Raw genomic sequence first — 15,970 nt, 5'->3', positions numbered from 1 at the left:
GCACTGCCTTGCCACACTGCCAGTTTATTCACGGAGTACCCCATGACCGCCACGACGATAATGGATCGCCTTGCCCACCATGCAGCACAACAGCCACAACAAACCGCGCTGATCTGCGTAGATAAAAAAGCACACACACGCTGGAGTTTTCAGGCGTTGTATGAACAGAGTTTACAGCTGGCAGGGCATCTGCAGCACCACGTCAGTGCGGGTGATCGTGCCTTGATCCTGATGGATACCGGCATTGAATATGTGACCAGCTTTCTTGCTTGTCAGCATTTGGGCGTGACTGCCATACCTAGTTTTCCACCCGAGTCGACGAAAGCGCAACATATTGCCCGTACCGTGGGGATTGCCGAAGATGCCAGTGCTCGCCTGGTGCTGACAACTTCGCGATTCACAGAAACAGTCGCGGGTATGTGCGAGGCACTGGATGGGATTGTTATGCAGGTGGTAGACGAATTAAACACGCCTGCGCCTGAAGCGCCACGCCACTCAGCGCACAGTGACGAGATTGCCTTCTTACAGTACACCTCGGGCTCAACCGCCAAACCAAAAGGCGTGATGGTCAGTCATGGTAATTTGCTGGCCAATGAAGCGGTGATCACCGAACGAATGCAAACAACTCAATCCGATGTGATGGTCAGTTGGTTGCCGCTGTTTCATGATATGGGACTGATAGGTGGACTGTTGCAGCCTATCTACGTCGGTTATCCGTTGGTGTTGTGTTCACCGCGTTTCTTTATGGAACGTCCGGCTCGCTGGCTACAACTGATCGGTGAATATGGCGGCACTGTCTCTGGCGGTCCCGACTTTTCTTTCCGCCTGTGTCTGGAGCGGATCCGTGACAAGCAGCTGGCAGATTTGGATCTGAGCACTTGGCGCGTTGCGTTCTCGGGTGCAGAACCAATCCGCCACGATACCCTGTTGGATTTCGCGGAGCGTTTTGCACCGCAGGGCATGCAAGCGTCGGCCATTTACCCATGCTATGGTCTGGCTGAGGGTACTTTGATGGTGACTGGCACAGAGGCCGGTGGTGGTGCCGTGATCCGTGCCTTTGACAATCAGGGACTGGCATCGGGCCGGGCAGAAGTAGTCGATGCCCGTGATCTCCGGGACAGTGACGCATACTGCCATCAGGTTGGCTGTGGCCAGGTTGCCAGCAACCACCTGCTCAGGATCACGTGTCCGCAATCGCATCGCGCACTGGCTGATGGTGAAATTGGTGAGATCTGGTCTGCCGGACCCAGTATTGCACTGGGCTACTGGCAGAATGAGCAAGCCACCCAGGATACGTTTGTTGAGCTCGATGGCCATCGCTGGCTGAGAACTGGTGATGTTGGTTACGTATTCGACGGTCAACTTTACATCTCAGGTCGACAAAAAGACTTGATCATTATGAATGGCCACAATGTTTATCCGCAGGATATTGAGCGGGCTATTGAGGCTGAACTGAGCTTTGTGCGCAAAGGTCGGGTGTCGGCGTTTCCGGTGCCCAGTGAAGACAGTGGCGAAGGCATTGGCCTTGCAATCGAAACCAGCAACAGCTATCGCAATGAGGTTCCCGCACAGCAAACAGCGTTAATTGTACGTGACTTTATTACTGAGCATTTTGCTGCCTGTCCGGAGCTGGTATTGCTGTTAGATCAGGGGGGCTTGCCAAAAACTTCCAGTGGTAAGCTTCAGCGCAGTGCCTGTTTGAAGTTACGTAACGCCAATGAACTGGCCAGTTATGGTGATTTTGACCTGACTCAGCTGCAACAGCTCACGGCGCAAGGCTCATTGCCAGGCAACGCACACTGGGATGAGTTGACCCAGCAGCTGGCACAATGCTGGCAAAGTGTGCTGCGTTATCCGGTTAATCATGATGATGCGGATTTCTTTGCGCTGGGAGGCAGCTCAATCAAAGCGGCGCAATTACTGGCGCGAGTCCAGAGTGAACTGGATTGTCAGCTCGACCCCAGTAGTTTATTTGCAGCGCATCGCTTTGGTGATTTCTGCCAACGTGTAAGAGACGTAAAAGATGCACCTAGCGTGCAGATCACCCCTCAACAGTTGAGCGATTACCCGCTCAGCGCACAGCAGCAAAGACAATTATTCTTATGGCAACTGGAGCCCAATAGCAGCGCTTACCACATTGGTGCGACCATGCAGTTAGCCGGTAAAGTGGATCCGCAACGACTTGAGCAGGCCTGTGCTCAGGTGCTGGCCCAACAACCCGCGTTGCAACAAGCCTATTTTAAAACGACGGATGGCCAGTGGCGTCAGCGCACTGCTGCACAGCCCTTACAGTGGCAATTTCATGATCTATGCAATGCCGCAGATGCGAGCACTCAGGCTGACGTATTACAGCGCACTTGCTATGAAACGCCGTTGTCGCTGGGCGACGGAGAGAATTTCCGTGCTGCATTGATCAGTGAGTCTGACCAGGCACATCGCCTGGTGCTGGTCATGCACCATATTGCCAGTGATGCCTGGAGCTTCGATTTGTTGTTGGGGGCGATCTCGCGTCACTATAACGCGTTGTGTAACAACGCCGAGGATGGCGGTGTGCTTGAATATAATGACATCCAGTATGGGGACTTTGCACTATGGCAGCAGGAGTGGCTGACCTCTGAAGCTGCCGCGACGCAGCTGAACTACTGGCAGGAACGGCTGGATGGCCAAGGGGATGAGGAGTTACTGGCACCCGAGCAGGCGAGACGCAGTGATTTGGCAGCGCCAATGGGCGTGATGCGTTTTACCTTGGATCACAAACACACCGATAAGCTGCAACAGCTTGCACATAGTCGAAGTGCCAGTCTGTTCATGCTGTTATTGAGTAGTTTGCAGGTGTTGTTTTATCGCCTCAGTGGCAAACGTCAGCCGCAGATTGGCGTGGCGGTTGCCAACCGTAACCTTGCGCAGTTACACAATCTGGTTGGCTTTTTCATCAATACTCAGGTGATCCGTGGCTCGGTATCACCGGAGCAAAGTTTTACTCAGTTGCTGGAAGCTTGCAAACAAACGGCACTGGACGCACAGCGTTATCAGGACTATCCGTTTGAAAAGCTGGTGGAAGTGCTGAATCCACAGCGTGCATTGGGACAGACGCCACTGTTTCAGGTGATGTTTAACCATCTTGAGCAGGATGTGGCGAAGACACTGACGCTGGCCGACTGTACCACAGTCGATGCGCAATCGTTGCAACAGCAGGCGCAGTTTGACCTCAGTATCGACTCACGGCTGGATGAGCAGGGTCAGCTGAGCATTGAACTACAGTACAATCAGGCGCTCTATCAACAGAGCACCATTGCACGCTTGTCCGAGGCGTATCAGCAACTGCTTAATCAGCTGCCACAACAAGCACAGTTGGCAATTGGTAATCTGTCTTTAGGCGCTGAGCAGGCACAATTACCTGAGGCAGCAACGGGGGCTGTAGCTTCGGCGCCGGCTGCTCAGTGGCTGACATCGGTCAGCGAGTATGCTGCTAGTAACCCGGATGCAACCGCGGTGATCTTTGACGATCAACATTATAGCTATGAGTGGCTGGAGCAAACGGCCAACCGGCTGGCCCATGGCCTGATTGGCCAAGGTCTGGGTGGTCAGGTGATCGGGATTATGCAGGCACGAAAACCCCTGATGCTGGCCTCGGTGCTGGCCTGTTTAAAGGCCAGTGCTGCCTACTTGCCATTGGACCCTAACTTCCCGCAAACGAAGCTGGCACACATGGTCAATGACAGTGGTTGTGCCGCTATCTTGGGTGAACAGACTGACATCACCTTGCCTGTGCCTTGTATTTCTCCACTGGTGTTACTCAGTGAATATCACGAACACAGCACTGCACCGGTTGTGGTCCATCATGCCCGGTCTCTGGCCTATTTAAACTACACCTCTGGCTCGACGGGTCAGGCGAAAGGCGTGGCGATTGAGCATCAGGCGCTGGCCAGCTACATAGAGTCGGCAAAAGTCTTTATTGCATTGAGTCATCAAGACGTTGTACTGCAATTTGCCACCATTAATTTTGATGCCTTTGTGGAGCAAGTGTTCCCCAGCTGGGCTGTCGGTGCTGCTGTGGTATTGCGTGGTGATACGTTGTGGGACGCTGAGACCCTTTATCAACAGGCGCAGCGTCACGGTATTACCGTGATGGATCTCAGTGCCGCTTATTGGCGCAGCATTGCCGCCAGTTGGGCGCGAATGGCGACCACCACGCCATTGTCACTGCCTAATTTGCGTCAGGTACACTCAGGCGGTGAGGCGATGTCAGAGCAGGGCATTGCGGACTGGCGCGCAGCGGGTCTGGGTGAGGTTCGCCTGCTGAATACCTATGGACCGACAGAAATTGTGGTTGAGGCTGCTATTCATGATTGCCGCACGCTGAATGCGGGCGAGGTTGTGCCGCTGGGTCATGCCCTGAATGGACGCCGTCTTTATGTATTGGACAACAACCTTCAGCCTGTGGCCGAAGGTCAGGTGGGCGAGCTGTATATCGGCGGAGATATCCTGGCGCGCGGGTACTGGCAACGTCCGGCACAGACGGCAACCAGCTTTATCGCCGATCCGTTTGCGGATACTGGTGCTCGTATGTACGCCAGTGGTGATCTGGTTAGCTGGCAAAATGGTGCGCTGCATTATCATGGTCGCAGCGACCATCAGGTTAAAATTCGCGGCTTCCGGGTTGAACTGGGTGAGATTGAGACCCGTCTGACACAGCTGCCAGATGTGGATGTGGCAGTGGTGATCACCGAGCAGCAGGCGCAAGCTTTAAGTCTGATAGCCTATGTACAAAGCGACCGTCATGATGATCTAGACTATGTAGTCAGGCTCAAGCGAGCGCTGGCTGAGCAGCTACCTGATTACATGGTCCCGGCGCAGATTGTGGCACTGGCACAGTTGCCCATCAATGCCAGCGGCAAGCTGGAGCGCCAGCAACTACCAAAAGTAACATCCGCGCAGGCCCCGTCAGTCAGCACGGCTGCCAATCAGACCGAGCAGGCACTGGAAGCGGTCTGGGCGAAGCATCTGGCGATGAGTCAGGTTGATCGCAATGCGAACTTCTTCGATTTAGGAGGGCATTCGTTACTGCTGATGGCGGTCTTCGACGATTTGAAGCCACAGTTTGCTCAGTTACAACTGACCGACTTATTTGCCTATCCCAGCATTGCGAGCCTGGCAGCATATCTGGACCAGTCACAAACAACACAGTCACAAACAAACAGCGCCCCGAGTGGCGCCCGGCAGCGTCGCGGCATGGGCGCCGTCGCTGCCCGCAAACGTAAAGTAAGAGAATCATAATCATGTCAGAACAGCATTATAGTGAACTGGATATTGCCATCGTCGGGATGGCCGGGCGTTTCCCTGATGCGGATAACGTCGATGCCTTGTGGCAAAATATTCGTGCCGGCCGTTGCGCAGTCCAAAGTTACGACGACGAGGCGCTGCGTCGTGCCGGCGTGAGTGAGTCTGACCTGAGCGACCCGGATTATGTGAAACGCGGCATTCCGTTTGACGGGCTGGCACAGTTTGATGCCGAGTTTTTTGGCTACACGCCAAAAGAAGCCGAACAGCTGGACCCACAGCAGCGTCACTTTTTGCAAACTTGCTGGCATGCCATGGCGCATGCCGGACTGGCACAGGGTGAGCTGACCGGCGTCTATGCCGGATGTGGTGTCCCTGCCTACCTGATGCAAAATCTGCTGCAAGGACAGTCACGTGATATCACCAGCCTGCTGGCGCTCACCAATGGTAACGACAAAGATTCATTGGCTACGCGGGTGAGCTACGAGCTAGATCTCAAAGGTCCGGCTGTCACCGTTCAGACTGCTTGCTCAACCTCACTGGTTGCGGTGCATATGGCGTGTCGTGCGTTACAAAACTTTGAGTGCGACTCAGCCCTGGCAGGCGGCGTGTGGCTCAATCTGACTCAGGATCAGGGGTATCATGCCCCGGCTGGTGGTAGCTTGTCGCCATCTGGTCAGTTGAGTGCTTTTGGTGAGCAGGCAGATGGTATTTTGATCGGCAGTGGTAGTGCCGCGGTGGTATTAAAGCGCCTGGCAGAAGCGCAGGAAGACGGCGACCACATTCTGGCAGTGATCAAAGGCTCAGCCATCAACAATGATGGCCGAGATAAGGTCGGTTATACGGCACCGAGCGTGAATGGTCAGGCCAACGCCATTATGGCTGCACTGGAGTTTGCAGACATTGACCCGCAAAGTGTGGGGTATATTGAAGCCCATGGCACCGGTACTGAACTGGGCGACCCAATCGAAATTACTGCGCTGAGTCAGGCTTATGCCGGTGATGCAAAGCAATATTGTGCAATTGGTTCTGCTAAAACCAATCTTGGCCACTTGGATGCCGCGGCTGGGGTAACGGGTCTTATTAAGGCCGTTCAGGCGCTACGTCACCAGGAATTGCCGCCCAGTCTGCACAGTCAGCCTTTGAACAGCAAAATTGATTTTGCCAATAGTCCCTTCTACGTCAATACCGAGCTAAAACCCTGGCACAGTGAAGGCGTTCGTCGTGCGGCAGTAAGCTCCCTAGGCATGGGGGGCACCAACGCCCATGTGATCCTGGAAGAATACAATCAGCCAGATACCGAGCACAGCGCGGACTCGGCATGGCAAGTCCTGCCTATCAGTGCCAGCAGTCAAAGTGCTTTGGTTCGTCAGACTCAGGCGCTGGCCGATACATTGCAACGCTCACCAGAGCAGTTTGCACAGTTGGCCGCACAGTTACAGCATAAACGCAGTGCGCTGGCGGTGCGTTATGCTTGTGTGGCAGAAAATGCCGAGCAGGCCATCGCACAGTTACTGCGTGAGCCACAGGGCGATAAAGCGGTAGCGCCTCGGGTGGCACTGATGTTCTCGGGGCAGGGGTCTCAGTATGTCACCATGGCACAGCCGTTACTGCGCGAAGTGCCGGCATTTAAGGCCGCCTTTGATGAGGTAATGAGCTATTTCCCTGACACGTTGCAGCAAGAGCTACACAGTGTATTTTCACCCGCAGACAGCGAGATCCTGACGGCTAACCAGTTACTGAATCAGACTCGCATTACTCAACCTGCTTTATTTGTCGTGGCTTATACTATGGCGAAATGCTATGAGGCCCATGGTGTGGTGATCAGTGCCATGCTGGGTCATAGCATTGGCGAATATGCGGCAGCTTGTCTGGCTGGAGTAATGACGCTGGAGGTTGCAACCAAACTGGTGGCAGCTCGTGGCGAAGTATTGCAAAACATGGCGCCGGGCACCATGCTTTCGGTGATGGCCAATGGCGATGCCATTGCTCCTTACCTCAATGATGCGTTGGACATAGCAGCACTGAACAGCCCGACTAATACTGTGATTGCCGGTACGCGAGAAGCGATTAAGGCTTTACAGAGTGAGTTAAAAGCCGCCGATATTGCCGCGACGCGTCTGCATGTGTCACATGCTTTCCACAGTCATCTGACTGAATCAGTCTTGCCTGACTTTGCCAGTACGCTGGAACAAGTACTGAGTGCATCGCCGCTTCAGACGCCAAATGTCCCGTTTGTGTCTAACGTCAGTGGCACCTGGATCACAGCAGAGCAGGCCTGCTCTGCTCAATACTGGCTCGACCATATTCGTCAGCCGGTGAACTTTGTGGCTGGCGTAAAGGTGCTTGCAGAAAACGCGGATGTCTTGATTGAAGCCGGACCGGGCGACACTTTACAAAAACTGGCCAAGCAATCAGTGAGTGAAGAGAAGGTTGTATTGCACTCCGTGTCTCACGCACGCGACCTCAAGGCCCCGTTGCCACCATTTGGCAAAACTTTGGCTAAGCTATGGCAGTTGGGCTGTGCGGTTGATTTTGCTCAGTTAACAGTACGTCCACATGGCCAGTTAAATCTGTTGCCGGAATATGTGTTTGCCGACACAGAGTATTGGGTTGAACCCGGTGTAACCGCCTCGGCGGTCCCAGTTGCGAGCACTAGCGCAGGTCAGCAAGGTGCGCAGTTGTATGCCCCACAATGGCAGCAATGTGTTGCGCCTCAAGCCGCTGCGTCATTGACCGGCAAGCGGGTGCTGTTGCTGGCAGCGGATATCCCTTTGGTATCACAGCTGAGTGCGGCATTGATGCAGGCAGGTGCTGAGTTGACACAGGTCTGGCAGGGAGACACCTTTTCAGCCATAGAAGAGAAGACTTATCGCCTGAACTTGCAAGATGGTACGCAATTGAGTGAACTGAGTCAGGCCGTGGGTGACTTTGACCAGGTGGTAGACACCCGCTTTATGTTACCTCAGTCGTCCGGTACTTTGGCTTACAACACGTTGTTGCCTGTGGTGCAGTGGTTGATGTCGCTTGGCGGACGTCCGCTGAGTATCGTCGCGACTGAGCTATTTAATGTGTTGGGTGATGACACGGTCAGTGCAGAAAAGGCCTCAATGTTAGGGCTCACGCGGGTTGCACCTTTGGAACTGGCCTCACAAACCTGTCAGGTATTGGCACTGACACAGGAGATGGCAAACAACCCGAGCAATAAATTAACCGGCCGTCTGGTGGCCGATCTGGTCCATGGTGACGAGGAAATCGCTTATCGGGGCACACATCGTTTTGCTTTGACGCAAACTGAGGTGAGCGCGCAAAGCGTGGCTGGTTCTGTACCTGGGGTAACCTTAATCACAGGTGGTCTGGGTGGCATCGGTCTGGCGCTGGCGAAGCACCTGGCCGGACAGGGCCATACCTTGGTGCTGCAAACGCGTCAGCAAATGGCTGAGCCTGCACAGTGGGCACAGTTGAGCGAAGATGAGCAGCAGCCACAGAAACTGCGTGAGCGTTATCAGCAACTGCATGCGTTGCAGCAAAGTGGTGCCAGGCTTACCGTGATCAGCGCCGACGTAACGGATATGGCGCAGATGCAAGCGGCGCTTACTCAAGCGCAGGCTGAAGTGGGCACCGTCACTCAGGTGATCCATGCTGCGGGTCTGCCCGGCGGTGGCTTGCTCACGGAGATCTCTGCGGCGCAGGCACAGCAAAGTGCCGCGGCCAAAGTGCAGGGCACACAAACGCTATTGCAGCTGTTTGCCGATACGCCGTTGACGCGCATGGTGCTGTGCTCCTGTCTGGCCTCAATCGTGGGTGCATTTGCGCAAAGTGATTACTGTGGCGCTAATAGTTATCTGGATGCAGTCGCACAACAAGACCACCCATTTACCGTGCAGGTACTCAACTGGGATGCCTGGCTGAACACGGGGATGACGGCCAATATTACGCTGGCAGATGGACTGGGACTAAGCCACAGTGAGGCATGTCAGTTGTTTGATGCCGCACTAAGCTTGGAGCTGGCTCAGGTTTACTGTACCAGTACCGAATGGTCGCAATTGTGTGCAGCTACTCGGGCGACGGAGCAGGCGCTGCTGGCACGACTGAACAAACCCAAAGGTCATGCTCGTCCTGAGCTGGCGGTGGAATACGAAGCACCAGAAAGTGAGCTGGAACACAAACTGGTGGCCTTGTGGGCCGAATATCTGGGCTTTGAACAGATCGGTATTTTCGACAGCATGCTGGAGTTGGGCGGCGATTCGCTGGTGGCGATCCAGATGCTGGCCAAGGCCAAGCAAATGTTTTCGGTTGAGCTGGAGCCGGCCGCTTTCTTTGAAGATCCGACCATAGACAACCTGGCCTTTATGATTGAAGAGCAGCTGGTTGCTCAGTTGCAGACACACTAACTTCCCCCTGCGGCCTCACCTTGAGGCCGCACTCTTATCCAGGCTGATCTGTTCTCTTTGCATTTTTTAATGAATTACTTGGTCGCAAGGCTTGCGATCTTTTTTGTGATATTATAACATTTCCATATTGTTATAATATAACGTTGAGATGTAAGGTAGTATTCATGATTTTCAGAGCAAAGGTCCTGGCAGCGGCAGTATCAGCCGTGTTGTTGTCCGCATGTGGTGGTACAGAGCACAATGTAACACGCACAGCACAGCCAGCCGTCGCTGAGGAAGCAAAGGCGACTGAGTCTGAAAAAGAAGCTGATCATGACGAGCATGACCACGATGAGGGCGTGACCGATGTTGCTGGTCGTCTGGTGGTTAGCACTGCTGACAGTAATGTACTGCATGTTTACTCAACCTCAGATCAGGCCTTGATTGAATCAATTGGCCTGACGCATATACCTGATTACTTATATGGTTCGGAGAATCATCGGTATGCGATTTCTGTACAACGTACGGATGGCATAGTGGAGTTCTTAGATGGTGGTTTATACCAGGAAGCGCATGACGATCATTTCCATGCCCATCAGGACGCGCCGGCAGCGGTATCCTTCCATCTGGAATCGGTGAAACCGACTCATGTCACGGTCAATGAAGGCGGTATCGCGGTCTTCTCTGATGGCGATGAGGCAAGTCAGCAAAGCGCTTCCGTGGCGGTCTTTAATGAGTCGCACATCAGCGGACAGAACACAGAAGTTGCGGTGCTGGAGTACAGTACTCATATGCATGGCGCAGCCCAGGCACGCGGTGAGCACCTGATCAGCACATTGCGCGACAGCAGCAGTGAGTCAACACTGCCTTCGCAAATAGGCTTGTTCCATGCGCATGGCGACCATTTTGATAGTGAAAAAGTTTTTGATGTAAGCTGTCCCGGATTGCACGGCAGTGCACAAAATGAAGAAACAATCGTCTTTGGTTGTACTGATGGTGTGGTCCTGATCACCCAAGGAGGCCAGGCCTTCGGTGCAACCAAAATCGCAAACCCCGAGAGCTTTGTTGAAGGCCAGCGTGTTGGCGCTTTGAAAGGTCATCATCACAGTGACCAGTATATTGCGAAAGTGGCTGACCAGTTGTTTATGCTGGACACGCATGACGCTGAGTTAGAAGCGCTGGAGTGGCAAGTAACCAATGACCATAGCATCAGCGATTATGGGTTCAGTGCCAGTGGTGAGCACATTATTGTCATGGATAGCGCAGGTAAGCTGAATGTCTTTGCAGCGCACGAACATGATGGTGAACATCACTGGGAAGCCGAGCATGAAGTGATGGTTAGTGAGACCGCATTGGCCACCGGACAAAGCTTCTCATTGGCATTTTCTCAGGCTGAAGAGGCGGTATTTGTCAGCGATTCGGCGAATAAACTGATTAAGAAATTCGATTTGGAAGCCGGTGAATGGTCACAGACCTTTGAGCTGGATATTGTTCCAAGCAGGCTAGTGTGGCTGGGGATCGCCAAAAGTGAAGCGGCGCACGACGAGCATGAACACTAATACCAATTTGCTTAATTAAGTGTTCAATCTTGAGGCGAGAAAATATCGTCGATAACAAGGCAAAAATTTTGCTATTTAGTTGTTCTAAATTAGAAATTTTTAACACCGTTAGCGTCATATTTGCTCCTTCAAATTGAACAGGTATTAAGTGAAATTGGTATATTTTGCCATAACCTTTTTTGTAGTGTTAGTAAGCCATCTCGGGTCAAACCAGGTGGCTTTTTTCTTGCCCGTAGATTGGCACTGGGACCGATTTGTGAGACGCTGCCTGCTCTATACGAATAGTAAACAGGACATATCATGCAGATCCGCACCGCAACCCAAGAAGACCTGCCAACTTTAAGCCAATTAGAGCAAGCCGTGATTGCCGCCGAGCGACCTTTTAATAAAGCCATTAAAGCAAAGGGCGCCTATTATTATGACTTGCCAGCGCTACTTGCCTGTCCTGACAGTTTGCTGGTTGTCGGTGAGCAAGATAGTAAGATTGTGGCCACAGGGTATGTGCAACACCGACAGTCGAAAGCTCAGCTGGCGCATGAGCGCCATGGTTATCTGGGTTTTATGTATGTCGATCCCGATTATCGCGGTCAGGGCCTGAATCAGGCGATCATGACCTATCTGATGAACTGGAGTAAGCAGCATGAGATCCGTGACTTTTACCTGGATGTTTACAGTGATAATCAGGCCGCGATACGGGCCTATGAGAAAGCGGGGTTCAGTCCTTGTTTGCTGGAGATGAAAGTGCACCTGAGCGAAGAATAGGGAAAGTTATTTCCCAGTTTGTGACGATTACATTATCTTTTTGATAATAATTATTATTTTTACTAAATTTGCTGATTTTTGCTTCGTCTGGTTGTCGGAAATACAACTAGGATGAAATAATGAACAAACTCAAATACAGCATTCTGCCGCTCGCCCTTGCCGTTTCACAAGCCGTTATGGCCGACGATGACGCTGAAGTCAAATCGATTGAACAGATCGTGGTCTATGGTGAGAATAGTCGCAATTCACTAAAAGATACCACTTCTTCCATCGCGGTGATCGATGAAGAGCAGCTGAAAAGTGGTCAGGTTAATTCTTACCTGGATGCTTTGCAGGGCATTGCAAACGTGGTCGTGACAGGTGGCTTACCAGCCATTCGGGGTCAGCAAGGCCAGGGTGTATCGCAAGGGTTTGGGTCATTTTCATCGGGCGCAAAGCCACGTATTTCTATTATGCGCGATGGCGTGGCAGAGCCGTATGTTGCCAAAGTCAGCGGCGATCTGGGTTTGTGGGATGTGGAGCAGATCGAAGTGTTACGTGGTCCACAGTCTTCTAACAGTGGTCGTAACAGCAGTGGGGGTGTGGTCTATATCAAAACCAAAGAGCCTTCACTGACCGATATCGAAGCGGGTGTGCGAGTAGGTTATTCCGATCTGAACGAGCAAAGTGAGCTGGCAGGTGTGGTATCTATCCCACTGCTGGAAGATCAGCTTGGCGTGCGTGCCAGTGTGCAGCGCGTTGTAGGCGATCTGCATCACACTTTCCAATACGATCAGGGCTACCCATTTGATCCAAATGCTTATGACAGTACCCGTGCAGATATTAAAGTGAAGTGGCAGCCAGCTGGCATACAGGGCCTGGACATGTTACTGCATTATGTGGACAGCGAAGACACAGGTGAGCGCGACTGGACCGTTGAAGGGCCTGAAATTGCACCGATTTCAGACTGGGTGGTCGGTTACGAACGGGTTCGTAACCCGGCAACCGGCCTGTTCGTTGCGCTGGGGTCTGGTGCCAGAGACAAAACGTCGGATTATAAGCGTTGGTCATTGCGTACCCGATATGAGATCAACAGTCAGTTTGACTTTGAACTGATGGTATCAGATACCGATTACAGTTATATCTTTGAGCAATATCCCACCTATTGGTTTGTGCGTATGGAAGAAGAAGGACGCACTTATGATGCTAAGATTTCTTATGACGGTGATGCGGGCATCAGCGGCTACCTTGGCTACTATCACAACGAGCGCGATCAAGCATTTTTCCGTGAAAGCTGGTATCAGGGCACTGACGACAGCAGCTCAAAGGCCATTTATGGTGAGCTGACCTTCGCATTAACTGACACCACGCGCTTGGTCGCTGGTGGTCGTGTGACCGACGAATCACAATTTAGGATCTTTGATGGTTTTGGTTTAGGGCCTCAGGGTCTGCGTTTTGACATTGATGTTGATAACCGCATTTACTTACCTAAGTTGGCAGTGTTGCACGACCTGGGCGAGACCACGACGCTAAGCGCCAGCTTCAGAAAGGGCTATACCTCTGGTGGCGGTGATTTCCACTGGTTTACCCGCACCAATTACACCTTTGAGCCGGAATACGTCGATACGTTTGAGTTGGGCGCACGTGCCACGCTGTTGGACGGCGAACTGTCGGTATCAGCGAACCTGTTCTATAACGATTACTCTAATTACCAGCTGCTAGGCCGTGGTCCAAGTGGTGATGCGCGAGACAGTAAAGTGCTGAATCTGGCACAGGTTGAAAGTTATGGTTTGGAAACCGAAGCGCGCCTGGCAGTAACCGAGGATCTGACCTTATCTGCTAGCCTGGGGTTGCTGGACAGCAACATCGACGAAGCCAATGCGCAAAACCGAGATTCCGAAGGCCTGGACTTGCCTATGGCGGCAGACGTCACTCTGGGGTTTGGTGCCGAGTACTGGCTGGCTGAGCAGCTACAACTGACTGCTCGTAGTAACTATGTCGGCGAGTATTACAGTAAGCTGGGTGGTAAGGATATTCACTTAGCTGGTGATTATACCGAGGTTAACTTCTCTGTAGCGTACGTGACTGAGCAATGGCGCATTAATGCCTACGTGAACAACGCCTTTGATAATGAAAGCCTGCTACGTGGTGAGCGTCATGACGGCATGACTGAGCAATATAAACACCTTGCAGGTGAATTCCGTTACGCGCGTTTAAGCGACCCAAGAACGGTAGGGATCTCCTTTAGCTATACGCTGTAATCCCTGTGCTGCCCGGGCTGGAATAACAGCCGCCCGGGCCTGTCAGTGTGGCACTTTCCCTTCCTTCGCCACGCTGGAAAAATTTCCCCTTCAAGGTGGATTTTTGCCACCGCCATTCGTCTTGCAGTCATATTTTAGAATCCCAATTTAGCTGACTGCAGTGGAGCCAGAATGTCACAGCAAAGACGTACCAGAAGAAATCGCGCCATTTCGTCCCTCTCTAGTGAAGATCAACAACGCCTGCAGGCCCGTATTGCAGAGGCCTCGGAAACGACCGGCCAACTGACGGTGAGTGTAGCCCCCGGTGAGCAGGTGCCGCTGACTGCCGCACAGCAGATTTTGTGGTATGCCTGGAAAATGGACCCGGCAGATGCGTCTTACAACCTGGCTGGCGCTTTACATTTTGATGGCCAGTTGCAGCCATCGCGCGTGAAACAGGCATTCGATGTGCTGCTGGCTAAACATTCTGGTTTACGTATTCGATTTGTTGAAGCCGCTGAGCAGGTCTATCAGATTGATGGTCAATATCAGCAACTGGACGTGACTGAACTGACGGTGCACGACGAACAGCCGGACGATCCGATCCGTGCCTTTGTGGAGCAGCCGTTCGATTTATGCCAGGCGCCTTTGCTGCGCATTGCGATTGCCACACGGGGCACGCAAACCAGCCTCATCGTGACTATGCATCACATCATTACCGATGGCACCTCGATGCAGCAATTGCTGGATGAGTTTGTTGCGCTGTATGGTGCACAAGGCACAGCCGATCGGACTCCGGTACCGGGCTTTTTAGAATTTGCTAAATGGGAGCAACAGCAGGAACGCTCCGAGTTATTTGCCACACAACTGGCAAACTGGTTGCCACACTTAGTGGAGACCGATGACACCCTTAGACTGCCGGCCCGCGACCACCAGCGCCATGACCTGAATTATCAGGTTGGCTTTGAAACCCACCCGGTGCCAGGGGCGTTGTGGCAAAAGATCAGCGCAATGGCAACGCAATATCAAATTACCCCATATCTGATTCTACTGACGGCATGGCAAACCTTACTGGCCCGGCTCAGTGGTGGGCAGCATATTCGGGTGGGTGTACCTATAGCTAATCGTCACCGCAGTGAAACGCAAAACGTGGTGGGCTATTTTGTTAATACTCAGGTGATGCCAATCCTGGTGGGTGACAGCGACAGTTTTCAACAACTACTGGAAAAGAATACCGCAATGAGCCGGGTGGCGCAGAGTAACCAGGACTTACCAATCGACAAGCTGGTTGAAGCGATAAAGCCAGCGCGACAGCGCGGTGTGCATCCGGTTTTCCAGGTGATGTTTAACTACCTGCGCCGTGACAAGCGTAATTTTAGCCAGCTTGAGTCACTGACCCTGTCTGGCACGCAAATGTACCGCTTTGGTATGCCGTTTGACTTGCAACTGGATGTGATTGAAGACATCACTGATGGCACCACCCTGAACCTGGTGTTTGCCAGTGAGTTGTATGATGCGGATTTTGCGGTGCAATGTCTGACACAGCTAGTCTCTTTGCTGGATACCTGCCTGAGTGACCCAGATCAGCCTGTCAATAATGTCTCCTTGTTGCAAAGCGCACAAACTCAGGCCTTGCTGGACACTGGCACGGGCACCCCGGCGTTTGACTATCAGCGTCCAATCACGACACTGATCAGTGAACAAAGTGTGCGTACGCCCGAGGCGGTGGCGCTGCGCTTTGCCCAGCAGAGCATGACTTATGCTGAGCTGGAGCAGG

Annotated in this window: 6 protein-coding genes; all 6 read left to right on the top strand. The window is 52.7% G+C overall.

What is annotated here, in order from left to right:
- Nucleotides 1–42: 42 nt before the first annotated feature.
- Entirely contained in the window at nt 43–5,277 is a 5,235-nt protein-coding gene (locus IY568_RS23430; protein ID WP_194868858.1) for a non-ribosomal peptide synthetase, read from the top strand.
- Between the two features lie 2 nt (nt 5,278–5,279).
- Nucleotides 5,280–9,674 (top strand): type I polyketide synthase, encoded by a 4,395-nt coding sequence (locus IY568_RS23425; protein WP_194868857.1) that lies wholly within the window; start codon nt 5,280–5,282, stop codon nt 9,672–9,674.
- 164 nt (nt 9,675–9,838) lie between these two features.
- Nucleotides 9,839–11,212, top strand: coding sequence for a hypothetical protein (locus IY568_RS23420; RefSeq protein WP_194868856.1), 1,374 nt, complete (start codon nt 9,839–9,841; stop codon nt 11,210–11,212).
- Nucleotides 11,213–11,512: 300 nt separating this feature from the next.
- Nucleotides 11,513–11,974 (top strand): GNAT family N-acetyltransferase, encoded by a 462-nt coding sequence (locus IY568_RS23415; protein WP_194868855.1) that lies wholly within the window; start codon nt 11,513–11,515, stop codon nt 11,972–11,974.
- A 119-nt stretch (nt 11,975–12,093) separates the two neighbouring features.
- Complete coding sequence (locus IY568_RS23410) at nt 12,094–14,214, top strand: TonB-dependent receptor (protein ID WP_194868854.1); 2,121 nt, start codon at nt 12,094–12,096, stop codon at nt 14,212–14,214.
- A 171-nt stretch (nt 14,215–14,385) separates the two neighbouring features.
- A partial coding sequence (locus tag IY568_RS23405) for a condensation domain-containing protein (RefSeq protein WP_228553544.1) occupies nt 14,386–15,970 on the top strand: 1,585 nt, incomplete at its 3' end.

It is taken from the genome of Pseudoalteromonas sp. PPB1, from assembly GCF_015356275.1.
Classification (GTDB): Bacteria; Pseudomonadota; Gammaproteobacteria; order Enterobacterales; family Alteromonadaceae; genus Pseudoalteromonas; species Pseudoalteromonas rubra_D.
This window is presented reverse-complemented; position numbering and strand designations above follow the sequence as displayed.